The sequence below is a fragment of the Paenibacillus lacisediminis genome, from assembly GCF_046567315.2.
Map to the genome: position 1 here is coordinate 132057 of NZ_JBKIAX020000015.1, position 26484 is coordinate 158540.

Consider the following 26484-nt stretch of genomic DNA (forward strand, 5'->3'; position numbering starts at 1 on the left):
TTACTATAAATCGCCGCCATGAGTTGATAGATTTCGCGATTATTTCTCATATTTTACATGGAAAGGAATGATAATTATGAAAAATTTGTTGAAAAAGGCAAGCACAATGATGCTGGCATTTACTCTGCTGCTTGGATTGTTTGGATCGATGGCAGCGCCCGTTCATGCAGACACCGCACTTTTCACGATTGAAGGCGAAGATGCTCAGCTCAGCTCCGATCTTCAAGTGGCGACTGAAATTTACGGACAACCTAAGCCCGGATTCTCGGGAAGCGGGTTTGTCTGGATGCAGAATTCCGGCACAATCACTTTTACTGTGACCGTCCCGGAAACCGGCATGTATGCGATCTCCACCCGCTATATGCAGGAGTTGAGTCCTGATGGCAGGCTTCAATATTTGACCGTTAACGGCGTTACCAAGGGTTCGTATATGCTGCCCTACACGACCGAGTGGTCAAATTTCGATTTTGGCTTTCATAAGCTGAACCAAGGAAGCAACACCATCCAACTGAAGGCCGGTTGGGGATTCGCTTATTTTGACACCTTCACGGTGGATTATGCCGATCTGGATCCCTTGGATGTGCAGCCTGTCCTCACCGATTCCGAGGCTACGTCGGAAACACAGACTTTGATGAATTATTTAACGGAGGTTTACGGCAAGAATATTATCTCCGGCCAGCAGGAGATTTACGGAGGCGGGAATAACGGCGATTCTGAGTTGGAGTTTAATTGGATTTACAATTTAACCGGAAAGTATCCGGCCATCCGCGGCTTCGATTTAATGAACTATAATCCGCTCTACGGTTGGGAAGACGGCACAACCGAGCGGATGATCGATTGGGTAAATAACCGGGGCGGGATCGCGACAGCTTCCTGGCATATCAATGTGCCCCGAGATTTCAACGCCTATCAGCTCGGGGAGTTTGTGGATTGGAAGAACGCTACCTACAAGCCGACGGAAACCAATTTTAATACAGCCAATGCGGTGGTTCCCGGTACGAAAGAAAATCAATACGTGATGATGACCATTGAGGATTTGGCGGAACAGTTGCAGATTCTGCAGGATAACAATGTGCCGGTTATTTTCCGTCCTTATCATGAGGCGGAGGGCAACGGCGGGTTGAATGGAGAAGGCGCGTGGTTCTGGTGGGCTTCGGCTGGCGCGGATGTATACAAACAGCTGTGGGATCTGCTCTATACCGAACTTACGGAGACGTACGGCTTGCACAATTTGATCTGGACCTACAACAGCTACGTGTATAGCACTTCCCCCGCATGGTATCCCGGCGATGACAAGGTGGATATTGTCGGCTACGATAAATACAATACGATCTACAACCGTTATGACGGTTTGTCCGGCGTACCCAATGAGGATGCCATTACCTCGATTTTCTATCAGCTTGTTGACTTAACCGGCGGCACAAAAATGGTGGCCATGACGGAGAACGACACCGTTCCAAGCGTACAGAATCTGACAGAGGAAAAAGCGGGATGGCTCTACTTCTGCCCCTGGTATGGCGAGCATCTCATGAGTACCGCCTTTAATTATCCGGCCACCCTGAAAACACTTTATCAAAGTGATTATGTAATCACATTGGATGAACTGCCCGATTTAATGGGTGAAAATCCAACCCCAAGCGCGTCGATCACACCTGCAAACATCGAATTTGACAAATATGCGCCGGGTCAAAGCGACAAAGCCATAACCGTGAATTTTAACGGCAATACGTTAACCGCAATCCGGGCAGGCGCCAAAACATTGACCGAGACTCAGGACTATATTTTGAACGAAAGTACACTGCTGTTGAAAAAAGAATTCCTGGCCGGGCTGCCGGTTGGCGAGCATTCGATCATCTTTGATTTTAATCAAGGAAAAGACCCCGTATTAAAAGTCAAAATTGTCGATTCAACACCAAGCGCTGCGATTACGCCCGTGAATGCGACATATGATAAAGCGGAGAATCTAGGGAAGGATATTTCCGTATCCCTTACTTTAAACGGACACCAGCTTACAAACATAACGAATGGAAATTATACTCTTACATCGGGCCAGGATTATACGGAATCAAGCGCTGCTGTTGTTCTGAGCAAGTCCTATCTTTCCGCGCTGCCGTTGGGCCAAAATGCGATAACCTTTCACTTCAGCGGAGGAAATAACGCTGTTCTTACAGTAAATGTAGTGGATAGCAGTACTCCTGTTCCCGCGGGAAACTTGACAATCCAGGCGTTTAACGGCAACACGAGTGCCTCCACCAACGGAATTTCACCCAAATTCAAAGTAGTCAACACCGGTGATTCGGCGATTCAGTTAAGTGATGTTAAACTCCGGTATTACTATACGATTGACGGGGAAAAGGCACAAAATTTCTGGTGCGACTGGGCCAGTATCGGGAGTGCGAATGTAACCAGCAAATTCGTTAAACTGGCAACTCCGGTTGCCGGAGCCGATTATGTTCTGGAAATTGGCTTTACAAGTTCGGCTGGAACGCTTAATCCCGGCCAAAGCGCAGAAATTCAAGCACGTTTCTCCAAAACCGACTGGTCCAATTACAACCAGGCTGACGATTACTCGTTTAAGGCATCCAGCAATCAGTTCGCAAACAATGAACAGGTTACCGGGTATATGAACGATCAGCTTGTATGGGGGATTGAGCCGTAAGGAAGTAAAAAAGGGGTTGGAGCAGGGGTTATACCCTGTTCCAACCCCTTTTTGTTGTGTTAAGAAAGACACTATTGTCAGATGTAAAAAAAACTCTGGGACCAATTTTGTTGATTTTATTTGGTTTGCTGTGGCATGTGATAAACTCGAAAAATAAAATGTTTGGAACCACTAGAAAGTACCGTGAAAAGAAAGTTGGAAACTAATTTATTTTCTTTTAAAAGCTCAATATACACTTTGATTATTCCAACTATGTAGTCTCGAAAAAACGTTGAAACTAAATTTTTTAATAAATCTGATTCCAATGCCTCACTTGCATCACTCCTTGGCAGTTTGTACTTCCGAAGCTAGCTCTTCTCCCAGCCAGGCGCCTTGCCGCACCAACTCGCGCTGAAGTTCACCTACATCCACGCTGCGGCTGTTGCCATCCGCTTCGGCGGCCATCGCTGCGGCCAACCCCGATGCCTGCCCCATTGCAAAACAGTTTGGCATCACGCGAAGCGAGCCTTGAACGACCCGGTCCGCAGAGGCCGCACGTCCGGCTACCCACAGGTTGTCGAGCCCAACCGGCAGCATGCAGCGGTAAGGCACGCCGTGCGACCGGCCGGGCGGCAGATGATGGATATGCATGGCGCCGGAGCTGTGAGCCATATGAATGTCGATGAAATAGGCGTTGCGCGCAATGTCATCGGCGAAGGTAGCCATGTTCATGAAATCCTCTTGGGTCAGCACATAATCGCCGACAATCCGCCGGGTCTCGCGGATGCCGATCTGCTCCCCGGTCGAGATCAGATGCGCCTGCTCGAAGCCCGGAACATAGGCGCGGAAGAAGTCGAGCTGCTGCTTGACCAGCTTGCGGCCTTCCAGAGCGCCGACGGTCAGGTCCTCTGCCTTCGAGCCGTCAATGCCGAAGACATGGCCGAAATTCACGCCTACCAGATAGTCGGCGATCCAGGCCAGACCGGATACCGAATCGCGGCCTGCCGGCAGCTTGCCTTCCGCCTGCGCCTTCTGGACCGCCTGATGAATTTGCTCCGTATCGCCGCTCTCCTCCAGATACTGAAGGAACCGCTGCCGGTCTACATTGGTCAGAAGATAACACATTGTGGCTGCCTGAAGCTCGCCCGCTTCGCCGCCTTTATGGAACGGAGCTCCCGCCATCGCCGCCAGATCGGCATCGCCGGTCGTGTCGATAAACGTCTTTGCCCGGATGAAGCTTCTGCCGGATTTGTTGACCACAACAACCCCGTTTATTTTACTGCCGGCCGCATCCATGACAATTTGGCTGACAAAAGTATGCAGCAGCAGCTTGGCGCCGCTTTCAATTACAGCTTCGTCATACACTCGCTTCAGCACCTCAGGATCGATAGGCACCCAGTCAAGCGCTGCGCCGAAGCGCTCGCGAAAACCGGGCTCGCAGCCTGCCTTCATCCGGTCAAGCAGTTCCAGACCGATGCCGCGGATGATCGCCTTCTCTCCGTCACTGTAAGGACAAAACGCCGGGACAAGGGCAACCGTCCCCATGCCGCCAAGAAATCCCCGCTGCTCAATCAGCAGGGTCTTAGCCCCCGCTCTGGCGGCTGAAATAGCTGCAGCAATACCAGCGGGACCGCCGCCGGCGACCAGCACATCTACATCCTGCGATATGGTCAGCGCCTCTGCGGGCAGATTTATCTTCATTTCGCTCATGGTTCTCCTCCTTTATTAGCTGTTTGTTTATTCATAATACAGAGAAAGTAAAGCCGGGAACGTGTATCCTCATTGCCTGTTAACGTGTAAAGTTTCGACTTCATTTCTCCGTTTCGCTGCAGACGGACATCTGGTTTTTGTATTCGCTGGGGCTCTTGCCGCTGTATTTCTTGAATACTTTGGAAAAATACGCCCGGTCGGAGAAGCCGAGGGTGTACGCCACATTCTCTACCGTTTCGTTCTGCCGGCTCAGCATCGTAATCGCCATATTTATTTTGTACTGGTTGACATAATCGGTGAAATTAACCCCCGCCAGCTTCTTGAAGTATCTGGAGAAATAGCTGGGATTTAAATGCAGATGCTCCGCCATTTCCACGGAGGTGATCATCCGGTCGGCATGCTCGTCGAGAAATTGGTCGACCGCCAGCAGGCGGACATCCTTCCCCTCGGCGGGAGCCGGAGCAAGCGTATGCTGCCGCCACAAATTCCGCAGTTCCCGTTTGGTCAGGCGAACCGCTTCATCAATATGCACAGCCTGCCCGAGCAAGATAAAAAAGCTGCTCTCGGCAACTCCGCCCGATTCAAACACCATCTGACGGACAAAGTCGCCACAGATTTCCTTCACCAGCCGGGGCTCAAGCCGCTCGGAGGCGACATGCTGAATCCACGGATTGACCGCCATATCGATCCACGCGGCATTGCCCTCCTCGAGCGACAGCGACAGTATGGCCCGTTCCTTATCCCATCTCCGTTCCGCCGTTTGCAGAAAAGCAGCCCGGAACCCCACAGCGGTAACTGCTTTATTCTCCTCGTAGAAGCTGTCGTCCCGGCATTCGCTCAGCGTGTTATACACGGTATCGAACTGCTGCAGCAACACGGTCTGCACCGAATAGAACCCCCGTACCTTAATCTTCAAATATTGCTCCGCTTTTTCCCGGACCGATTCCAGGAAATCGATCAAGGGCTGATACGAAGCATCCGGTTCGGCCACATTCCAAATGAGATAGATCCCCATATCTTCGGTCAGGATCGGCGTAATCGCCGTCGGCCCCGCAGATAATTCCACGGCAATATTGTTCACGGCAAAATAAAGCAGCCGCGCATCCCCGTAGCTGTAACGCTCGGTCAGAGAAGCGGCGTCGATATGGATGAAGCCTTGCCGGAAATAGGGCAGTTTCCAGGAGATCCCCAGTCGTTCTCCCATTAAGAGCGTATGGGCCGAGTCACTGCCCGGGGACAACAGTTGCTTCAGGAAGCTCTGCCGCAGCACCTCTTTGTTCCGTTCGACCGCCTGCCGGAACGAATAGCGCTCCAGCAGTTCCTCACGGCTGCGGAAGCGGCTTATCGCCTTGCCCAGACTGGCCTTAAGCTGCTCGGGCGATAGTTCATCCTTGATCAGATAATCATCGGCTTCGAGTTGGAACGCCCGCTTGGAATATTGGAAATCCTCATAACAGGTCAGGAAGATGAGCCGGACCTCCGGTTTGGTGATCCGAAACGCCTCGGCCAGCTCAAGCCCATCCATACCCGGCAGTCCGATATCGATGACCACGAGATCCGGCAGCGTCTCATGGAAGTCCTCCAGCGCCTGGCCGCTACTGGAAGCAGCAGCAACAAGCTGCAGCTCCAGATCCAGCACCCCCAGCAAATGCGCCACATACTCCAGCATCGGTACATCATCATCAATCAACATTACCTTGATCAAGAATAACCGCCTCCTTGCCGCTTGCTATCGGAATGTATAGGGTGAAACTCATGCCGCCTTCCTCGCACGCCGCAGCCGTCAGACGCGCCTGGTAGCCATACAGTACCTGCAGCCTGCGCGCCGTGTTAACCAGGCCTACGCTTTTGTCCTGCTGCCGGGCAGTTTCGTCCTCCATTCCGAGCAGCCGCCGGTTCAGACGGTCAGTCATATCTTGGCTGAGACCCCGGCCATTGTCGCTGATGGTGATCTCAAGCATTTTGCCCTGAAGCGATGTACGTAAGTTAATGACCGGATGCTCTGGACGGGAGGAAAAGCCGTGATAGATCGCATTCTCAATAATCGGCTGCAGCAGTAGCCTAGGCAGTTCGATCGACTCCGTTCCCTCCCCCAGCTCATAATTAAACTCAATATTCATACGGTTGCGGATTTGCATCACTTGAACATAGTTTCCCAGCACCTTGCACTCCTCGGCCAGCTTAAGCGGCTCGTCAACATGGACATAGGCGCGAAGCAGTTTCATTAGCGCATTGATCATGTTGCCATGCGGCTCATCACCGGCCAGCAGCAGGCTGACCTTAATCGAATTCAGCGTATTCAGGAGAAAATGCGGCCGGATTTGAGCGGCCAACGCCTGAAGCTCCAGCAGCCGCCTCTCCTCCTGCTCGCCCTCCACCTGCTGCAGCAGCCCGTTGATATCGTCCAGCATCTGGTTGAACGCGGCGGAGAGAACAGCGACCTCGTCTTTGCCCTTCACTGGGATTCGGACATCCCGCTTCCCGCCGACATACTGCTTGACGCTGGAACGCAGCAGGCTGATCGGCTTGTTGATGTGCCCCGCCCAGAGCATGGACAGGATCAAAAACGCCAGAAAAAACAGACCCACCACCGAAAGCGTTACCAAAAATTCCTGATTAATTTGGCTGTCGATAAGACTTCGGGGCATTTCGCCGGAAAGCACCCAGCCGGTCTTCGGAATGGAGACTTTGCTAACCAGCATGTCCCCGGAAGCTTTGGCTTCGCTCCCTCCTTTAACGGCGATAATCTCGCTCGAACGATCGGCGAGGGAGAAGATGATGTCGCGGTTCCCGGTATCCAGCAAGCTGTGAAAATACGATTTCGGGATCCCGATAAACAGCGTTGCCAGCTTCTCATGGTTGCGCGGGTCGATGATAAAGCGGGCAGCATAATAATAGTCAGGAGCCTCGCCTTCCTCACCGGAAGGAAACCACTGCAGTGAAGTCGTCTCCTTCTCGTCAAGTTTGCCGCTTTCCCGTACAAACCGCTCCGAAAGCTCCGAGAACACAGCAGTGGAACTGTCCCCCATAATAATTCGGTTATGCTTGTTGACGATTATCATCTTCAAGTTGGCATCCGTTGACTGCATTGACAAAATATCAGCCATGGAATTCAGCCGGGAATAATGGACATAGGTTTCAAAATCGGCAAAGCTTTCGGCATCCTTCAAATGCCGAAAGCTTTCCAGAATATCCGGATCGTACGTTTGAGAGAAATAAACCGCAGCGAAAGAGATGCTGTCAATCGTCTTCCCGAACTGGTTCGCAATGACCGTGAGCGTTTCCTCATTGGAACGCGCCAGTTTATCGCTTACGTTTTGCTTCACGGAAGAATACGACCAGAAGGTTACGGCGATAAAAGGAAAAAGTATAAGGATCAGGAACGAGAACTGCAGTTTGCGATGGAAAGAAAATCTTCTTAACCATTCCATATGAGACCATCCTTGTCCAAGAGGTATCCATGATTACCCCATTATAATCCCTCACCGCCGCGATTACCCTGACAATATCTACTATTTGTTAGCCTCGACGACTTTCTTTACTTCGTCCGTCATTTCCGCCTTCACTTCATCGAAGCTTCGGTTATCAAGCATATAGCTGGAAAAGCTGTTTTCGACGATCGTTTTCAGTTCAGATCCGTAAGGTACGCTGAAGGTTTCCGGCACTTTGTTCCGCGGGTCGAACAGCGTTTTTGATAAGGATTCAGTGTCGATCAGATTCTCGTTCTCTTTAAAAAATTCATTAATCAGCGCAGCGCCGTCGACACCTTTGTAGGCAGGAATTTCATGCGTATATTTGTAGGACTCATTCGCAATCCATTTTATAAAGTCGTACGCTGCTTGCTTATGCTTCGATTTCGCGCCGATCGCCAAGCCGCCGCCGGAGATATTGGTCATGCCGATTTCTTTCGAATCGACAGCACGCGGGACCGGAGCGTACACCATCTGGAAGTCATGCGGGAATTTCTCCAGTTTCAGGCCGGCTCGTACCACGTAGCTTGGCACTGCCAGCATGCTGGCGTTTCCGGCAAAAAACTGCTGCAGCACATGGTAATTGGAAGCCAGTACGTCCGCATACGGTTCCACGCTCTTGTCTTCCTTTTCCATCGCGCGACGCAATTCAAAGAAATATTTGAAAGAAGGATCATCGAAGATCGGATTAAGGTCGGCACCCAGTTGCGGGTTCGGACGTTCGGTATAAGCAATGATGTTGGCGTATTCGCCCCAAGGGTGAAAGTAGGTTCCATAGTGTCCGTCCATCGTCATCTTCTTGGCATAATCGCGGAAGTCATCCCAGGTCCAGCCCATCTCCGGGAGCTTCAGGCCCGCCTTCTCCAGGTGCTCGCGGTTGAATACGGTCAACCATTGGGTCGAGCTGGCCAAGAGTCCATAAACGCTGTCATCCAGCTTGATTACCTTGTTGTATTCGTCTTCAGGCTTCACGCCATCCTGCTCGAAAAACGAGTTAAGCGGTTCCACAACTCCGCGCGACGCGCGTTCCAGCAATTCCTCTTCGTTGCCGGTCATGAACACATCGACCACCTCGCCGCTCCCGATGAGAATGTCCAGCTTCTTCATGAAGTCCGTACTGTCGCTGTTCTGCACAAGGGAGACATATTCCACCTCTACCTTGTCCTGCGACTCATTGTATGCTTGCACGGCTTGGTAGATCGGTTCATCCGGCTTGCTCGCCTTGAAGGTGTAGAATTTGATTTTCTCCTTGCCCGCCTCTTGTCCGGCCGCCGCCCCGTTCTCTGCAGATGTATTGTTGCCGCTCTTGCTTCCGCATGCGGTAACGGAGAGAATCATGAACAGACAGATCAGCAATATTGATGTTTTCTTCAAAATCAATTCCCCCTTGTAATGGTTGCTGCAGGCTCATTATACTATCTCGTCTTCATCCATACCGTGTACAGAATTGCGGTATGCGCGTAGAAATTTTTGACCTCGGCCGGCACCCCGCTAAGCACCGGCCAAAACCGCGATTAGCCCTTGACCCCGCCGATGGCGATCCCTTCAATAACCTGCTTTTGCAGCGCCAGAAACAGCACGAGCAGCGGGATGATCGCCGCCACGGAGGCCATCATCATGACCGCGATCCTCGTACCGAACTCCTCCTGGAAGAACTGCATGCCGAGCGGAATCGTATATAGTTTCGTCGAGTTCAGCATGATCAGCGGCCCCTGGTAATCGTTCCAGGTCCAGATGAACTTGATAATCCCCACCGTCGCTAGAATCGGCTTGCTCAGCGGAAGCATCAGGCTCCAAAAGATGCGGAAGAACCCGGCGCCATCCAATTCGGCCGCTTCCAGCATATCATTATGGATGCCTACCATGAACTGGCGCAGCAGGAAGGCGAAATAGCTGGAGAATATGCCCATCAGAATCAAAGCGGCGTGGGAGTCGTAAAGCCCCATCTCCTTGATCATGATATAGCGCGGGACAAGCGTGGCCTGCTCCGGGATCATCATGAACGCCAACATCAGGCTGAATACGATTCCCCGGCCCTTGAATTCCAGTTTGGATAAGGCGTAACCGGACATCGAAGCGATGATCACCGTTGCTAGCGTGGAAATCACCGCGATCTTAATCGAGTTCATATAGAACAGGCCGAAGGAAACATCGCCCATCCATACCGTTTTAAAATTTTCGACCAGATTCCAGTCTTTCGGAATCCATTGAATCGGAAACGTCCAGACATCCCGTTCCGTCTTTGCGGCGGCGGACAGCATCCAGAACAGCGGCAGCAGGAACAAAAGGGACAGTACGCCGAAGAGTACAGTCAAAATCAGATTGCTTGCCTTAAATTTTTTCAATAACATCGCATGGGCTCCTTTCACGAAGGTCTAATAATGAACTTTCCGGTTTTGCGTAATCCAGGTAATCGACGTTACGAGCATAATGATCAGGAACAGCACCCACGACATAGCCGAAGCGTACCCCATCTTAAAGCGCTCGAACCCTTCCTCATAGATCTGATACACAATAACCGTACTGGAATAGTTAGGGCCTCCGTTCGTCAGGAACTTAATGATGTCAAACACTTTGAAGGACGAAATCGTGCTGGTAATCGCCAGAAAAAAGGTAGTAGGACCCAGCAGCGGCACGGTGATCCGCCGGAACTGCTGGATACCGTTTGCCCCGTCGATCGTAGCGGCTTCGTACAATTCTTCCGGGATACTCGTCATTCCCGCCAGGAAAATAATCATCTGGTAACCTAGTATCTGCCAGATATAAATAATCATAATCGCGATCAGCGAAAAGCTGGTATCGACCAGCCAATGCGGCGGGCTCAAAATCCCCAGTTGCATCAGCATCTGGTTGAGCGGGCCTTTGGAAGGATGATACAGCGCCTGCCACACGGCCGCAATCGCAACCGTCGAACAAATATAAGGGATAAAGAATGCCACTTTAAAAAACGCCTTGCCGTACAGCTTCTTATGGATCAGCGCCGACAGTATGATGCCGAGCAGCATGGTGAGCGGCACCGTACCGGCTGTAAACAGCACATTGTTCTTCAGCGCCAGGATAAAGTGATTATCCTTAAACAGATTAACGAAGTTGTCCAGCCCGGTAAAATGAATCGCCGACATCCCGCCCACCAGGTTCCATTCCGTGAAACTCAGGAAGAGACTGAACAGCAGCGGGAACACGGAGAGAACACACATGCCGATAACCTCGGGCGCGATAAACAACCACCCGGCCCATTGCTCCCGTCTTTTGCGCGTCCAGTAATTTTTCTTCGGCGCCGCGGCCGTCCTCTGCCCAATGGTTTGTTCACTGCTCACTCGGGTTCACCTCCTGCAACGATGACATCGAAAGAAGAATTAAGCGGGATTTCCCTGCTTTTCAAAGTGTAACTATCCATGAGAGCCTCTCTTTCCCGGCAGCCGCATCTAGCTTCGCCTGCCGTTCTTCTATGAATCTATAGTAGCAAGAGGCTTTGGGGATTACGGTATAGCCTTTCGACTCCTTGGTGTGCAATATTTTGACCTGGCTCGGTTGCTGACGAAGGCAAGAACAAGTTCCACAGCAGGGCAGGCCAAACAGGCCACCCGAAATCGGTTGGCCTGTTTGGAGGGATCGTTTATTCGTAACAGCGGATCTCAAATATGCGAGCATGATCCAGGCCGTTGGTGCCGTCGATATCCACGCGCAGCTTCACGACATGCTCCAGGTTTATCCGGCAGGCGATTTGCCGCTGGTAGTTATTCTGAATTGTTATTACCTGACGGGCTGGAGTCTCGGGATTGGCGAAAAACGCCGTCACTCGGAAATCCTTAACCGTCTCCGGCTGGGGACCCCACTCCATCATTTTCAATACTTCGTCCGAATGGGTCAGGGTCAGTCTGCGGTGCATCCCCGTGTCAAACACGAGCACGATCTCGCTAATCGACACCGGCGTTGTCCACTCCAGCTCGATCCATGGCGCGGGGTCGCCCGGCTCCGACATCCAACGGTGCGTCCCGGGGACGGCCAGCTCCGCTCTGGCGCCGCCCTCTCCATGCATCGACCGGGTATAACCGTCGGTTATGTGGGCAGCTTGGCCTTCCGGCTGTTCGGAAGAGGCGCGGACCATCGCGATTGACGCCAAATTATCCTTAGCCGGCGTGATGCCCGGCAAATAGGCGTCCTGTTTCAAGAGCCGCTGCTGAACCTGCTGGATGAGTTCCTTATCGCGAAGGGCGTCATCCATCGTTAAGCCGGATTGAACGGCCAACGCGGCGGCCGTGCCCGCGCCTTGTCCCATGGCGGCGCAGGTTCCCATCACCCGTGTGCTGGAGAAGGCGATATGCGTTGCCGATATGTTGCGTCCGGCGAACATTAAGTTTTCCACATTGGAGCTGATCAGCGCCCTGAGCGGAATGCCGTACACATACCGGCTAAACGGCTGATGGGCCGGATTCAACTCGGTGGCGTCAATGCCTTGAGGCGGATGCGTATCCATCGGCCACCCACCATACGCAATCACATCATCGAAGTGTGTCGCTTGCTCCAGATCCGCCTGAGTCAGCAAGTATTTTCCGATAAAGCGGCGCGACTCCCTTTTTCCCGGTACAAATCCGAACCAGTCCAGCGCCCAGTTCTCCGATTCAGGATGATTGCCGCTATTCTTGATATGGTCCCAAACGCCCAGCATAATCGCCAGCAGTTCATCGCGGATCGCCTCATTATCGGCTATCGTGTCCAGCATCCCGCCGAACTCGACCCACCAATAGCCATATTCCCAGGTGGAGTGACTGCGGAATTTCAGATCCTCCTCCGAAAATTTGCGCGCCCAAGAGGGCGGCGTAAAGCTCATGGGCCTGCCCATATCCCGGGTGGTGAACAAGAGCGATGACCCTTGCCGGTACGAATCCGCATGCTCATTCGCGAGCGTCTCTCCATACTCGCTTGCCGCCTCGCGCCCGGTTTTATATAACGCCCCCGCTTCCTTACCAAGCCGCCCGTCCCCGGTGCAATCCATGTATACTTTTGCAAAAATGCGAAACCGATGCTCCGTGCTCTCTCGAACCGCCAGAGCGGAAACGATTCGTCCCTCCTCCACTTCCGCGTCAATGACCGTGGTATTCAGCAGCAGCGTCAGATTCGGCTCGGCTCGGCATTTCTCGTATAGGATCAAGTCGAACATTGAGGCGCTCCGCTGAGGATTGCGAACGGCATTTTCCAGCAGGATCTCTTCCAGAATGCCGCCTTCCCGCGCCTCCGTTTCAAGCGCCTTTCCCCGTTTGGAGTTGGCCGCTCCGACTATGTGCATCCGAATTTCCGAAGAAGCGTTGCCCCCAAGTACAGGCCGATCCTGGCATAACACAACCCTCGCTCCATTCCGGGCCGCCGCAAGCGCCGCCGACACCCCCGAAACGCCTCCCCCGGCCACCAAAATATCCGTTTCCAGTGTTACCAGGCCTTGTTCATCCGCCATCAAAAGAAAATACCCCCTGTCTACAATCGAATCTCAGCACAGAAAATTCTTCTATGAGCCTTATTGTAGCAAGAAAGATAGTGAGGTACGGCATAGTTTTACGACCCGTTAATGTGTATTATTTTGACTCTTCGTATATCTTGTAATTTAAATTGGCTATACAAAAAGAAGCCTCTCCTTAATAAAATGGAAATGATGAGTAACCATCTAAAATGAGGGCTTCCAATTAAGCCATTTTTTATTCAAATAAAGAGGGGAGCCCAATTCATTCTCTGGGGCTCCCCTCTTAATGTTTTATTCATCTTGCATGTCGTTTCCACACATTCTTTACCGGTTCGACCGGGCCTTGTTTATTCCCGTCCCTTACTCCACCGTTACACTCTTCGCCAGGTTTCTTGGCTTGTCGACATCGTTGCCGCGAGCCAGCGCAGCATAGTAAGCGAGCAGTTGCAGCGGTACGACGGACAGGGCCGGCGTGAGCAGCGGTAGCGTCTGCGGAATGGCCAGCGCTTGATCGACCGATTTCAGCAGGTCAGGAACGTGCTCCTCGTGCGTGATCGCCATGACGTCAGCGCCGCGGGCTTTGACTTCCTTGATGTTGCTGACGGTTTTCTCCAGCACGGTATCTTGCGTCGCCAAAGCGATAACAGGAACGCCTTCCTCAATCAAAGCGAGCGTGCCGTGTTTGAGTTCGCCGGCGGCATATGCCTCGGAGTGGATGTAGGAAATCTCTTTCAGCTTCAGCGAGCCTTCCTGCACCACCGAGTAATCCAGGCCGCGGCCGATAAAGAACAGATGTTCATGGCTGGCGATTTGCTCGGCATACGCCTTCACCGTGTCCGCTTGAGCCAGCATGCTTTCCACTTGCTCCGGCAGCGACTGCATCGCCGCGATGATATGGGCGACCTCGCCTTCGCTTTGCGTGCCGCGCACCTGAGCCATGTACAGACCAAGCAGGTAGAACGCGATCAACTGCGAGGTATACGCCTTCGTCGAAGCGACGGCGATTTCCGGACCAGCCAGCGTGGCGATCACGTCGTCCGCATCACGGGCGATCGAGCTGCCGACCACGTTGGTGATTGCCAGTACATGCGCGCCGTTCGCTTGCGCTTCACGCAGTGCGGCCAGCGTATCCGCAGTTTCGCCGGATTGGCTGACAACGATGACGAGCGTGTCCGGCGTAATCAGCGGCGAGCGGTAGCGGTATTCCGAAGCGACGTCGTTCATCACCGGGATGCGTACGAGTTGCTCGATCGCTGTCCCGCCGACAAGACCGGCATTGTAGGCCGTGCCGCAGGCGATGACATGAACGCTCTTGAGGCTGCGGATTTTTTCCTCGCTCAACTTCAGCCCCGGAAGCACCACTTTGCGGCCGCTTTCGTCGATCCGGCCCAGCATTGTGTCGCGGTAAGCCTTCGGCTGCTCATGGATTTCCTTCAGCATGAAATGATCAAAACCGCCTTTTTCCGCGGTTACCGCGTCCCAATCGACACGAATCATTTCCCGAGAAATAAAATTCCCCTCAATCGTCATCAGTTCGACAGAATCCTTGGTCAATACCGCCATCTCGCCGTCATTCAAAATATACACATTACGCGTATAGTTGAGCAGCGCCGGAATATCGGAGCCGATGAAGTTTTCGCCTTCCCCGATCCCGATAATCAGCGGGCTGGCTTGACGCACGGCAACCAGTTTTTCCGGTTCGTATTCCGTCAGCACTCCAAGCGCATAAGCGCCGCGCATATAGCTGATCGCTTTCTGGACCGCTTTAACGATGTCACCCTGGTATTCGCGAGCGATCAGGTGCGAAATCACTTCCGTATCCGTCTCGGAAACAAAAACATATCCTTGACCGATCAGTTCTTCCTTCAAATCCAGATAGTTTTCGACAATGCCGTTGTGCACGACGGAAAACTTCTGGGTATGGTCGGTATGCGGATGAGAATTGACGTCAGACGGCTTGCCGTGAGTAGCCCAGCGCGTATGGCCGATCCCCGCCGACCCTTGCAGCGGAGCGTTCTCCAGCTTCGATTCCAAATTGGCCAAACGGCCCAGCGACTTCGAGATTTTCAGCCCGTCCGAAGTAAATACGGCGATCCCTGCCGAATCGTATCCCCGATACTCGAGCTTTTTCAGACCCTCGATCAACACCGACTGCGTATCTCTTTTCCCAATGTATCCAACAATACCACACATAATATATAGTTCCTCCGTTTCATTCTTACAAGATGGTTTTTAGGCGTAAGAAAAGAAGCGGAAGACCCTTCGCGCGGGAATCATCGAGACAGAACTATTCAATTTTCAGAAAATACGTAAAAATTCGCGGCTTTCGCCAAAAAATTTTCATGAATGTCCATGTGCTCTGTTCACCGCGGATCTGCCGCGTCTTTCGCTTACGTACACTCATGATTTGCTATGAATGTGATTTCCATCTGCCCGTAAGGTTTGTGGGAACGGTCGCCCATTCCTTTTGCCGTTACGGTTACGGTGCGATGCAGCACCGGGAGGCCCCCGCCGAACATTCCGAACACCTCCACCTCGTCAGCTTCTCTTTGCCGAATACGTCCCCATCCGAATCGTTCAAGGCTTCACCGGCATGGCTGCCTGTCAGGCCGTCACAGACCTTGGCTAATCCTGCCGTATATCAACTTGCCTCAAACTTCCACTCTCAGACTCGGACACATCCGCGCGAAATGAAGCTCTGGCGCTTAACTGCTTCCGGTAAACCTCACAACCCTCGCTTTCTTTTCTCGAATATGCTTAATTATATGCACCTTTTCGTCATTTGGCAATGATCATCTTGTCCTGTTTGACTTTTGCCCCCCTGTTTCCTTTTTCCCAGCAAAAAACCGCCGAATCGGGATCTTCTCCTCGTTCCGGCGGCTCATATTTTTAGTAATACATCAAAAATGGCTATTATACCAGTTGTTTCTCCACCACACTGACGATCTGCGACACCAGCTTCTCAAGCTCGGTTTTCTCCGGTCCCTCGGCCATGACGCGAATGAGCGATTCCGTCCCGGAAGGACGAACCAGCACCCGGCCGTTATCGCCAAGCTCCTTCTCCACCGTAGCAACCGCTTCGGCAATCGCCATATTGCCGGCATATTTGCTTTTATCCTGTACGCGCACGTTGACGAGCACCTGCGGATACTGCTTCATCACCTTTTTCAGCTCGCTTAGCGGCTTGCCGGACTTCAGCATCGTATCCACCAGCTGAATCGCCGTGAGAATGCCGTCGCCGGTCGTATTGTAATCCAGGAAAATCACGTGCCCGGATTGCTCCCCGCCGAGATTGTAGCCGCCGCGCAGCATTTCCGCCATGACATAACGGTCACCCACCGCCGTTTGCTGGGTGTTCAACTGCAGCTTATTCGCGGCTTTGTAAAACCCGAAATTGCTCATGACCGTCGACACGACCGTGCTGTCTTTCAGCTTACCCGCCTTGTTCAAGGCGTCCCCGCAAATGCAGAGGATATAGTCGCCATCGACCTCTTCCCCATGCTCATCGATGGCGATCAGGCGGTCCGCGTCTCCGTCAAACGCCAACCCCAGATGGGCTCCCAGGCGCACGACCTCTTCTTTCAGCCGTTCCGGATGAGTTGATCCGCAGTGATCGTTGATGTTCAGTCCATTCGGCTCGGCCGCAATGGCGTGCACTTCAGCGCCCAGCTCGCGGAACAGCTTCGGAGCCAGCTCATAAGCCGCGCCGTTGGCGCAATCGAGCACTACTTTAAGACCTTGGAACGAAGAAGTGATCGTCGTCTTCAGATGGTCCAAATATTTCAGCTTGGATTCGTAATCTACCGTTACCGCGCCTAATCCGCCGCCAACCGGACGCGGCAGCTCGTCAACGGACTTATCCAGCAGCTCTTCGATTTGCAACTCTGTTTCGTCCGACAGCTTGAAGCCGTCGCTTCCGAAAAACTTGATTCCGTTATCCTCGACCGGATTGTGTGACGCAGAAATCATCACACCGGCATCGGCTTTCAGCAACCGCGTCAAATAAGCGACCGCTGGCGTCGTTACGACGCCAAGGCGAACGACATCCGCCCCGATCGACAGCAGCCCGGCCACAAGAGCGGATTCCAGCATAACGCCGGAAATGCGCGTGTCCATCCCGATCACGACTCTAGGCTTCGGAGCTTGACCCGCAAGCACATATCCGCCGCAGCGGCCGATCTGAAACGCCAGTTCCGCCGTCAACTCTTTATTGGCGATACCTCTTACGCCATCTGTACCAAAATATTTCCCCATGGTTTCACTCCTTCAACAATTTCAAGCACTTCGCCCGTTCTCTCCTGTTGCACGATCCGGCAATATGCCGTTTTTCGTTCCTGTTTTTAGGCAACCGGCGTTAAACTTTACGCTCCCCCGGCAGCCCCATTGTTGGCCGATCCAACGTCGTCCCCCTGATTGGTCGAAGAATCATTACCTGCAGGCCTCTCCGCATTGTTCTCACTCTGCTGATTTCCCGGGTTCCCCTCAGTTCCCGAAGTTCCCGGGTTAGTCTGATTTTCCTGCTTCCCCGCATCCTCTTCCGGTACGGCGGTGGCCGGCTTATCTTTCTCCGTCAGCTCTACGTCAATCGTCAAGCCTTTGCTTGCGTCCGCCAGCTCCACATAGGCCGGGAGCTTCACGTTAAGCGGTAGCGTATGGTGGCCCGGGCCAAGATCGGCCAAATCCGCCGCAGCTTGGATATCGGCCGCCGCAAGCTTGCCGAGTACGTCCTCCGCTCCTAGCAGTGTAAGCGAAATTTGGCGGTCGGCTGGCCGGATGACTTTTACGTTGTACAGTGAATTCACGTTTTCCAAGGTGATCGGTATACCGTCCACCTGCTTCTGCTCAGCTGGTTTCACATGTAATGTCACCGTGACGGAGCTCGGCTCGATTTTCTCAAAACCTGCCGGCGGCGTCAAGTCCACCGAGTATTTGGTCGCATCCGAGCCGTCAAAGCGCCCTAAATCGACGGTGACCGGATAGGAACTTATGCCCGCGAGCGCTTCCTTCGTCCCATATACGGCAACGCCCTCCACGTCGGTTTCCGCGCCCGCAAGAACATAACCTGCCGGAAGCTGCCCTATGTAATGCAGTTCGATCGGCACGGTTTTATACATTTTAGTGATAGGAACATCGACATCGACGGAGCCAGGAGAAATCTCCGCATTCTCCATCGCTTTCCCCTGCTTATCATATGCCGTAAGTTTCACGCTTTTGCCTCTGACCGATTCCTTCAGCCCCGTTACGTCCACCGTTCCCTGCACCTTGCTGAACTCGCCGATTTCGCTGGACGGCAGCGTGACGTCAACGGTGCCTCTTCCGGCTACGATCGGGCTCCCCAGAAGCAGCCCGTCCGCAGGCTGCCCTTTTGTCACGATGCTCACCGGGACCGTTTTGGTTTCTTTCGCTTCAATCGTGACCTTCACGATCGAGGGCTCGATCGACACCAGCTGCACGCCGGGAGGAAGCTCATAGGTCAAAGGAAGCGTAAACGTCCCCGGACCTACGTTTTTCAAATTCACTTTCACTTTATAATCGGAAAAATTCGTCGTTAAATCAATGCGTTTTCCTTTAACCTCCATCCGGACCTTGGTCGGTTCCAGATCATATAACACATACTTCTCATCGTTTAAGCCGGCAACTTCTATATTCACGTTATCAATGATTTTCGGCTGCGCCAGCGTCGTCGAATCGACGGGCGTCCCGCTGTCCAAATGAACCATCGCCCATAAAATGATGCTGACGACCAGGGCCAATACCTTGGCAAAATTGTTGTGGGTCAGCCATTTATCCATTTTTGCCGGCCTCCTTCCTTCTACGGAAAGGTCCGCGCTTTTCTTTAACGTTTGAATCCGGCCCAAGCTCTTCATAAAGTTTGGAAATCAACGATTCCTCATTAATATCGCGCACGACTTGGCCGTTGATCGCCAGGGATATTTGACCGGTCTCTTCGGAAACGACGATCGAAACGGCATCGCCAACCTCGCTGATCCCGATCGCCGCACGGTGCCGGGTGCCGAGCTCTTTGCTGATGAACGGATTTTCCGACAATGGCAAATAGCAAGCCGCGGCCGAGATTTTGTGACCCTGAATAATAACCGCTCCGTCATGCAGCGGCGTATTCGGGATAAAAATATTGATCAGCAGCTGCGAAGAAATAAGCGACTGCATCGGAATTCCGGATTCGGTATATTCATTGAGCCCTGTATCGCGTTCAAAAACGATTAGCGCCCCAATTTTTCTACGTGATAAATAATTAACGGCTTTAATAATCTCGCCGATTTCTTTGCCGAATTGTTCTTCATCCGCTGAACTGCGGCCAAACAGCTTGCCTCTTCCGAGCTGCTCCAGCGCACGTCTTAATTCCGGCTGGAAAATAATGAAGATCGCCAGCACGCCAAAGGTAAACATCTGGTTCATCAGCCATTTCAGCGTATATAAATCAAACCACGTGCTTACCGCCCAAATGATCACCAGAACGAGAATCCCCTTGAGCAGTTGAACGGCCCGCGTTCCCCGCACAAGCAGGATCAGTTGATAAATGATGTAGGTAACGATGAGGATATCGATGACATCCTTGATGGTGTCCTGCCATGTCATATTCGAAAAATAACTCATGATGCAACCCCCGGGACTGTTCCTGACGGGCATCCTTTGCCCGCTGACAAGGAAACGATTATTTACAGCACGATGCTTGTCTCTATAAGTTTCCCCTAATTACTAGGTTATAACGATCACATGTGAGATGCAAGCGTCCGGGAAAAAATAGGCGCTTTTCGTTATCAATTACATTATTTTCCTGTATGAATAAAAATAAAAAAAGCGCCCGTTTTCCCGAAGGGGAGGCGCCAAATGTGCATCCAGCCGAACGTTTACCTATAGGCGACTTCCGTGAACGTATTGGTGATCCTGTACCAGATCCAATCCAGTGCCCGATCGATTTCTTTGACCTGACCGGAAATATGGGCGGTAGAGGCCTGATAAAACGTACCGTCAATAACCGTTAAATTGCCTTGAACTTCACCATAGATTTCGGCCTTACCGTTTTCTATCGTCAAGTTCCCGGCGATTTTTGAGTCGTTTGGCACCGTCACCGTGTCGCCATGGATGATCACCTGATCGAGATTAGACCCTTTGACCACGAGTTGGTCATCGGTATCCCAAAATGAAATAGCGCTGAACAGCATCACCAGCAGAAACATCGCGGCCGCGGTCAAGGCCGGGTGCCGCTTGATCCACATGATCCAGGCCTGCTGTTTCGGCTGATTCGGGATCTGGCTGATGATCCGGTTAACCAACTCATCGGGAGCCGAAAAATTTGTATGCTTGATGGTCGCAAACAACATCATTTCGGTTTGCTCCAGTTCTCTGAACCGCTCCTGGCAAGCCGAACAGCTTTGCATATGCTGCTTCAACGTTACGGCTTCGTCGCGGCTCAATTCGCCGTCCAAATAATCATGCATTAATGAGGAGGCTTGCTTGCATTCCATATCAGCCAATCCTTTCAGTATCAATCTATGCGGATATCCCGGCGGATCCCCGGAACCTAGTCGTCCTATCATTACATTACGCATCACAAACAATTTCGTTTCACAAAAAAACGGCAAGCTTAACCGCGATTTCAAAGCACCTTATGCTCCAGCTTTTTTCGCAGAAACTCACGTCCCCGGTGAACCCGTGTCTTCACCGTCGTTACCGGCATGTCCAACACATCGCTAATTTCCTGGAGCGACATTTCCTGCAGGTATCTTAAAACAATGACGGACTTATATTTCGCCGGCAAGCCTGCAATGGCCTGATGAATCGTCTGCTGCGTTTCCGAAAGCAGATATTCCGTTTCCGGCGTTTTATCGTCACCAGGAATTAGCGTATAGCCGTCCATGCCCTCCTGGTCGTTCATCTCGGCATCGAGATAGTAATTTGGTTTCCGCTTGCGCAACCGGTCGATGCAAAGGTTTGTCGCAATGCGGTATATCCATGTCGAAAATTTCTGTTTATCATCGTAGCGGCTCCAGTTTTTGTACACCCTTAAAAACGTCTCCTGCACGACATCCTCCGCTTCGTGCCGGTTCGACAACATCCGGTAGCCCAGATGAAACAGCTTATCCTTATATAAATCAACGAGTTCGGCAAAGGCTCCCTGATCCCCTTTTCGGGCCAGCCTCACCAGCCTTGCGTCGTAATGATCTACCACCGTATTTTCCCCCAGATCCATGGAAGGGCTTCATCATCTTTTCCCTGTACTTCATTCAAATGTTAATGCAACTGCCTGCAAAATGCAATAGAACCTACATAAAAAGCCGGCCCCTTTGCCAAAGGACCGGCATATGATGAAATGCAGCGTTTAAGCTCGTATCAGCCCGTATTCCGGAGCCCTGCGGCAATGCCGTTAATGGTAAGCAGCACTTCACGCAGCAGGTGCGCGTCATCCTCGCCTTGCTCGCGAACCGAGCGCAGCTCGGCCAGCATTTGAACCTGTAAATAGCTCAGCGGATCGACATAAGGATTCCGCAGACGAATCGATTCCTGAAGCCCTGGAACATTGTCCAGAATTTCCGAGATGCCTGCGATCTTCAGGACCATTTCCCGCGTCAGACGAAACTCTTCTTCAATTTGACCGAAGATCCGTTCCTTCGCTTCCGAATCGGAACACATGTCGGCGTATTCCTGCGCGATCACCAAATCCGCCTTAATCAAAGCAAATTGCAGTGTATCGATCACGGAGCGGAAAAACGAGAAATGTTGGTACATCTCCTGCAGCACTTTCAGATTCTCTTCTTTGTTCTGATAGAAATTCATCAGTCCGGTGCCGGCGGCATACCAGGCCGGGAACAGGTAACGGCTCTGCGTCCAGGCGAATACCCAAGGAATCGCCCGGAGATCCTCAAACCGGTCGCTGTTTTTGCGTTTGGACGGGCGTGAGCCGATATTCAATTCGCCGACTTCAACAAGCGGGGTAGACTCCCGGAAAAACTTCAGGAAATCCGGTTCGCGGAACACAAGATCCTGATATTTGCTCAGCGAAGTCTCCGAAATGCCGACCATGATTTCTTCCCAACGTTCTTCCTCGGGGTTGCACTTCTGACGAAGCTTGGCAAGCTTGTTGGCTTCGATCAATGCGGAGGTCGCCTGCTCCAGACTGCGGTAGGCGATCCCCCGCAAAGAATAACGCGACGAGAGCACCTCGCCTTGTTCGGTGATCTTGATGCCTCCTCCGATCGTTTCCGGCGGCTGCACCAGAATGCTGCGGTTCAGCGGCATGCCCCCACGGCCAAGCGCGCCTCCACGGCCGTGGAAAAACTTCAGCTTAACGCCGTATTGGTTGGCGGTCGCCGTAATTTGCTTCATCGCCACGCGCAGCTCCCAGTTAGCCGTAACCACGCCGCCGTCCTTGTTGCTGTCGGAGTATCCCAGCATAATTTCCTGCAGATCGTTCATCGCCGCCACCGATTGCCGATAGATCGGCATACTGAACAGACGGTTCATGATACCCGGCGCCGCGTGAAGGTCATCGATCGTCTCAAACAACGGCACGGATTGCAACGTGCAGGTTACACTGCCGTCCGCTTCCTTGTAGAACAATCCGACTTCTTTGGCAAAAACCATGACTTCAAGAATATCGCTGGCCGCTTCCGTCATACTGATCAAGTAGCTGGTGATACACTGCTTTCCGTACTCTTGCTGCGCCCGGTGTACCGTACGGTATACTTCCAAGCATTCTTTGGTACTTTCACTGTAATCCTGATAAGGCGATGTCAATGGACGAGGATCATTCAGGATTTTCTCTAACAGCTTGACCTTCTCTTCTTCCTCCAGCTCGGAATAGTTCGACACAATGTTCATGTTCGCCAAAATTTCCGTCATGGCGTTCTCATGCTCTTTGCTGTGCTGGCGGATGTCCAGGGTCGCCGTATGGAAGCCGAACAGCTCCACCTGGCGAATCAGCTTCTTAAGATGCGTATCTGCTACATAGTCCGCATAATGGTGGCGCAAGCTGCGGTCAATGATTTTCAGGTCCTCGATAAACGCGCTTACGTTGGCGTAGCGCTCCGGAGTGTCCTTTTTCGTATCATCCAGCAGATTGTGCAGTTTCTCCACCATGTAAGTCAGTTTAATGCGGTAAGGCTCCATCTCGTTGTTCCATTGCTGCGTTTTTTGCAGCGTTACCTGAAGCCGGTCGCGTTGAATGGAGGCCATCAGTTCGTCGGTTACATCGACGATTGTGGTGCAGAAGCTTAGATGTTTGAACAAATCGCTCAAAATATGCTGATACTCGCGTACCGCCAGCTTCCGCTGCATCCGCAGCGTTTGCCAGGTCACGTCCGCGGTAACGGACGGATTGCCGTCCCGGTCGCCGCCGATCCAGGAACCGAAACGCAAGTATGCGGGCACATGCCAATAATGCTCCGGATAATATTTGGTCAGGCAACGTTCCAGTTCCTGATATACTTCGGGAAGCACATGAAACAGCGTCTCATGAAAATAATACATCCCGTTTCTGACCTCATCGAGCACCGTGGGCTTGCGATCGCGCAGCTCGTCGGTTTGCCAAAGCGTGATCACTTCGTTTAAGAGCTTTTCTCTAAGCTGTTCGCGCTCACGGAACGTAAGGGTTGGATTATCGAGCTGCATGACATCGTCGGCAATCCGTTTGTGGATATCCAAGATCGCCCGGCGCATCGCCTCAGTGGGGTGTGCCGTCATCACGAGCTCCAGGGACATGCCCTCCATAATTTCCTTAGCTTCGACATAAGTGAAGCCTTGTTCCTTCAGATTTTTAATGGCGGCTTCGATCGTTCCCGATTGAACGGCTTCTCCAGCCGAGCGCTCGTAATCCCGTTTGCGGCGAATCCGGTTATTCTGCTCGGCAATATTAACAAGTTGAAAGTAAATGGCAAAAGCACGGATAACTTGGTGACGAATTCCGGGTTCAAGAGAATTGATCATTTCCTTAAACTCATCATGCAATTCGGGTAAAAATACAGCCCGCAGCGATTTACTGGCTTCACGAATCTTCTCGACAATATCCAAGAGCTCATTACCGCCTTGATGTACAAGGACCTCTCCTAGAATATTGCCCAAAAAACGAATGTCGCGCCGGAGCAGGTTGTTTGAGTTGCTCGTGCCTGCGGTTACTGTTAGTTCAGTCATGTTTTTCCCCCATTTCATCCCTATTCCGTCTTTCTAAAGCTTTCTTAACATCATACAATAATCTCCCCCGAAAATCTTCACCTAATTTGTTAGATTTCGCGGTAAGACGGTTAGATTCGAAACTTAGCAATGAGTAAATATTCAGGATAGCTAATAAAACGACGTGGTCACATTATTAGGCACACTATTGAAATCAAAAGAAATCATGTTCAAAATGAAAAATTAATCATTTTATATTTATGCATTATAGAGCCAACATGCCGATTACAACGCAAGCCCCTAGTGGTAGAACTTTCCATTCACTGTCAGGGAACAGAGAGGTTTGAAACGGCCTCCCGCATAAACAACCACTACCAACCTTAACACGGTAAAGCAATAAAATACAAGAATATAAATAAATTTTTTTACTCAATAAGCTACAGTTATCGGCTCAACCTAGAAATCCGCACTTGACTACTGGGTCTGGTGCCCAAACCATTCGTTTGAAATCAACAGTTCGGCGTTAGGTCTATCACAACCGTTAAGATTCTTCCCCCCACTAACGTTGTATCAACTTTTGTACGATTTGTATCCCTGATCCCTTCCGGATTTCTGCAAACGCTCAGGTTTCGAAGCGAAATTATCGTCCCCCGGAGATCTAACGGTTGTAGCAGCGGCTATTTTACGAAAAAGGACCTTTTCTAAATTCTAAGGGTTGTGAGCGACGTTATTTACCTGAATCTAAGCAAAATGGGCTGGGTTTTAGTAAAATAAGCGCCATGGCAACCGTTGCAATTTGAAATCAACGTTTCTGGAACAAATAGCGGTAGTGGCAACCGAGAAGGATAATGCGCAGAATGATAACTCGTTTGAGGAGCAGCATTTTCCCAATCGTACAACTCCGTAAGATAATAACCTGCCGCCTCATCAACCGGTCAGGTGCCGTTTCCGGTTTTGAATCCAGTTATCATAACTTTAATTTTCAAAATTATAAATTTCTGATATCTATAACAAAAAACATCATCGGAAGATGATGTTGCTGTTATATATGGAGCGGGTGATGGGAATCGAACCCACGCTACCAGCTTGGAAGGCTGGAGTTCTACCATTGAACTACACCCGCATAATACCTAATACATTAATGGTCGGGACGACACGATTCGAACATGCGACCCCCTGGTCCCAAACCAGGTGCTCTACCAAGCTGAGCTACGTCCCGAGATTTTTGGCCAAAATTTATGCCAAACATTTATTTTATTAAAATGGCGCGCCCTAAGAGATTCGAACTCCTGACCTTTAGATTCGTAGTCTAACGCTCTATCCAGCTGAGCTAAGGGCGCAAATTATGGAGCGGACGACGGGAATCGAACCCGCGACCCTCGCCTTGGCAAGGCGATGCTCTACCGCTGAGCCACGTCCGCATAATTTGGTGCGCGTGGAGGGACTTGAACCCCCACGTCAAAGACGCTAGATCCTAAGTCTAGTGCGTCTGCCAATTCCGCCACACGCGCAATTTCAAACATTTTCCTCATTTATTAAGGAAAACTGGTGAGCCATGAAGGACTCGAACCTTCGACACCCTGATTAAAAGTCAGGTGCTCTACCAACTGAGCTAATGGCTCAAGATCAAAAATGGCTGGGGATATAGGATTCGAACCTATGCATGACGGAGTCAAAGTCCGTTGCCTTACCGCTTGGCTAATCCCCATTATAATGGTGGAGGCTGAGGGGATCGAACCCCCGACCCTCTGCTTGTAAGGCAGATGCTCTCCCAGCTGAGCTAAGCCTCCGTATGTATGGTGACCCGTAGGGGATTCGAACCCCTGTTACCTCCGTGAAAGGGAGGTGTCTTAACCCCTTGACCAACGGGCCTTATGTAAAAAGCTCTCAACCGGGATCGAACCGGTGACCTCATCCTTACCATGGATGCACTCTACCTACTGAGCTATGAGAGCAAATGGCTCCCCGAACAGGACTCGAACCTGTGACAACTCGATTAACAGTCGAGTGCTCTACCGACTGAGCTATCAGGGAACATTGCTTGGCGGCGTCCTACTCTCCCAGGACCCTTCGGTCCAAGTACC

The 26484-nt window shown here is 51.7% G+C and carries 16 protein-coding genes and 11 tRNA genes; 1 reads left to right on the forward strand and 26 read right to left on the reverse strand.

What is annotated here, in order from left to right:
• Nucleotides 1-76 precede the first annotated feature (76 nt).
• Entirely contained in the window at nt 77-2659 is a 2583-nt protein-coding gene (locus ACLD72_RS24295) for a glycosyl hydrolase (protein WP_411001930.1), read from the forward strand.
• A 318-nt stretch (nt 2660-2977) separates the two neighbouring features.
• Here ACLD72_RS24295 and ACLD72_RS24300 read toward each other — a convergent pair whose 3' ends face one another.
• From ACLD72_RS24300 to ACLD72_RS24425, 26 genes are all read right to left on the reverse strand, one after another.
• The gene (locus ACLD72_RS24300; protein WP_411001931.1) at nt 2978-4348 is read right to left on the reverse strand and encodes an FAD-dependent oxidoreductase; all 1371 of its coding nucleotides are present in this window, start codon (nt 4346-4348) and stop codon (nt 2978-2980) included.
• A 100-nt stretch (nt 4349-4448) separates the two neighbouring features.
• Nucleotides 4449-6053: a helix-turn-helix domain-containing protein gene (locus ACLD72_RS24305; protein ID WP_411001932.1), complete on the reverse strand. Its 1605-nt coding sequence runs from the start codon at nt 6051-6053 to the stop codon at nt 4449-4451.
• Nucleotides 6031-7779 carry a sensor histidine kinase gene (locus tag ACLD72_RS24310; RefSeq protein WP_411001933.1) on the reverse strand — a complete coding sequence of 583 codons (1749 nt, stop codon included), beginning with the start codon at nt 7777-7779 and terminating at the stop codon, nt 6031-6033. The genes ACLD72_RS24305 and ACLD72_RS24310 overlap by 23 nt, the downstream gene beginning before the upstream one ends.
• 81 nt (nt 7780-7860) lie before the next feature.
• Nucleotides 7861-9192: an ABC transporter substrate-binding protein gene (locus ACLD72_RS24315; protein WP_251595238.1), complete on the reverse strand. Its 1332-nt coding sequence runs from the start codon at nt 9190-9192 to the stop codon at nt 7861-7863.
• Nucleotides 9193-9332: 140 nt separating this feature from the next.
• Entirely contained in the window at nt 9333-10169 is an 837-nt protein-coding gene (locus ACLD72_RS24320; protein WP_411001934.1) for a carbohydrate ABC transporter permease, read from the reverse strand.
• Between the two features lie 24 nt (nt 10170-10193).
• Nucleotides 10194-11135, reverse strand: a complete 942-nt coding sequence (locus tag ACLD72_RS24325) for a carbohydrate ABC transporter permease (protein WP_411001935.1) — start codon at nt 11133-11135, stop codon at nt 10194-10196.
• 299 nt (nt 11136-11434) lie between these two features.
• Entirely contained in the window at nt 11435-13270 is a 1836-nt protein-coding gene (locus ACLD72_RS24330) for an FAD-dependent oxidoreductase (RefSeq protein ID WP_411001957.1), read from the reverse strand.
• 363 nt (nt 13271-13633) lie between these two features.
• Nucleotides 13634-15466 carry a glutamine--fructose-6-phosphate transaminase (isomerizing) gene (gene glmS, locus ACLD72_RS24335; RefSeq protein ID WP_411001936.1) on the reverse strand — a complete coding sequence of 611 codons (1833 nt, stop codon included), beginning with the start codon at nt 15464-15466 and terminating at the stop codon, nt 13634-13636.
• A gap of 197 nt (nt 15467-15663) precedes the next feature.
• Entirely contained in the window at nt 15664-15807 is a 144-nt protein-coding gene (locus tag ACLD72_RS24340; protein ID WP_458476189.1) for a hypothetical protein, read from the reverse strand.
• A gap of 379 nt (nt 15808-16186) precedes the next feature.
• A complete protein-coding gene (gene glmM / locus ACLD72_RS24345) occupies nt 16187-17527 on the reverse strand; it encodes a phosphoglucosamine mutase (protein WP_411001938.1) in 1341 nt (446 codons plus the stop codon).
• 107 nt (nt 17528-17634) lie between these two features.
• A complete protein-coding gene (locus ACLD72_RS24350; protein ID WP_411001939.1) occupies nt 17635-19065 on the reverse strand; it encodes a YbbR-like domain-containing protein in 1431 nt (476 codons plus the stop codon).
• On the reverse strand, nt 19058-19888 hold the full coding sequence (cdaA, locus tag ACLD72_RS24355; protein ID WP_251595222.1) for a diadenylate cyclase CdaA: 831 nt from the start codon (nt 19886-19888) through the stop codon (nt 19058-19060). The genes ACLD72_RS24350 and cdaA overlap by 8 nt, the downstream gene beginning before the upstream one ends.
• A gap of 254 nt (nt 19889-20142) precedes the next feature.
• On the reverse strand, nt 20143-20760 hold the full coding sequence (locus ACLD72_RS24360; RefSeq protein WP_411001940.1) for a zf-HC2 domain-containing protein: 618 nt from the start codon (nt 20758-20760) through the stop codon (nt 20143-20145).
• A gap of 131 nt (nt 20761-20891) precedes the next feature.
• On the reverse strand, nt 20892-21464 hold the full coding sequence (sigW, locus tag ACLD72_RS24365) for an RNA polymerase sigma factor SigW (RefSeq protein ID WP_411001941.1): 573 nt from the start codon (nt 21462-21464) through the stop codon (nt 20892-20894).
• A 161-nt stretch (nt 21465-21625) separates the two neighbouring features.
• Nucleotides 21626-24421, reverse strand: coding sequence for a phosphoenolpyruvate carboxylase (ppc, locus tag ACLD72_RS24370; protein ID WP_411001942.1), 2796 nt, complete (start codon nt 24419-24421; stop codon nt 21626-21628).
• 1028 nt (nt 24422-25449) lie between these two features.
• Nucleotides 25450-25523 (reverse strand) — tRNA-Gly (locus ACLD72_RS24375).
• 19 nt (nt 25524-25542) lie between these two features.
• Nucleotides 25543-25619 (reverse strand) — tRNA-Pro (locus tag ACLD72_RS24380).
• Between the two features lie 44 nt (nt 25620-25663).
• A tRNA-Arg gene (locus tag ACLD72_RS24385) sits at nt 25664-25740 on the reverse strand.
• Between the two features lie 6 nt (nt 25741-25746).
• Nucleotides 25747-25821, reverse strand: a tRNA-Gly gene (locus ACLD72_RS24390).
• 6 nt (nt 25822-25827) lie between these two features.
• Nucleotides 25828-25911 (reverse strand) — tRNA-Leu (locus ACLD72_RS24395).
• Nucleotides 25912-25946: 35 nt separating this feature from the next.
• Nucleotides 25947-26022: transfer RNA gene (locus ACLD72_RS24400), tRNA-Lys, on the reverse strand.
• 11 nt (nt 26023-26033) lie between these two features.
• Nucleotides 26034-26108, reverse strand: a tRNA-Gln gene (locus ACLD72_RS24405).
• A 6-nt stretch (nt 26109-26114) separates the two neighbouring features.
• Nucleotides 26115-26190, reverse strand: a tRNA-Val gene (locus ACLD72_RS24410).
• Between the two features lie 7 nt (nt 26191-26197).
• Nucleotides 26198-26272: transfer RNA gene (locus ACLD72_RS24415), tRNA-Glu, on the reverse strand.
• Between the two features lie 10 nt (nt 26273-26282).
• Nucleotides 26283-26355, reverse strand: a tRNA-Thr gene (locus ACLD72_RS24420).
• 3 nt (nt 26356-26358) lie between these two features.
• Nucleotides 26359-26434, reverse strand: a tRNA-Asn gene (locus tag ACLD72_RS24425).
• Nucleotides 26435-26484 lie beyond the last annotated feature (50 nt).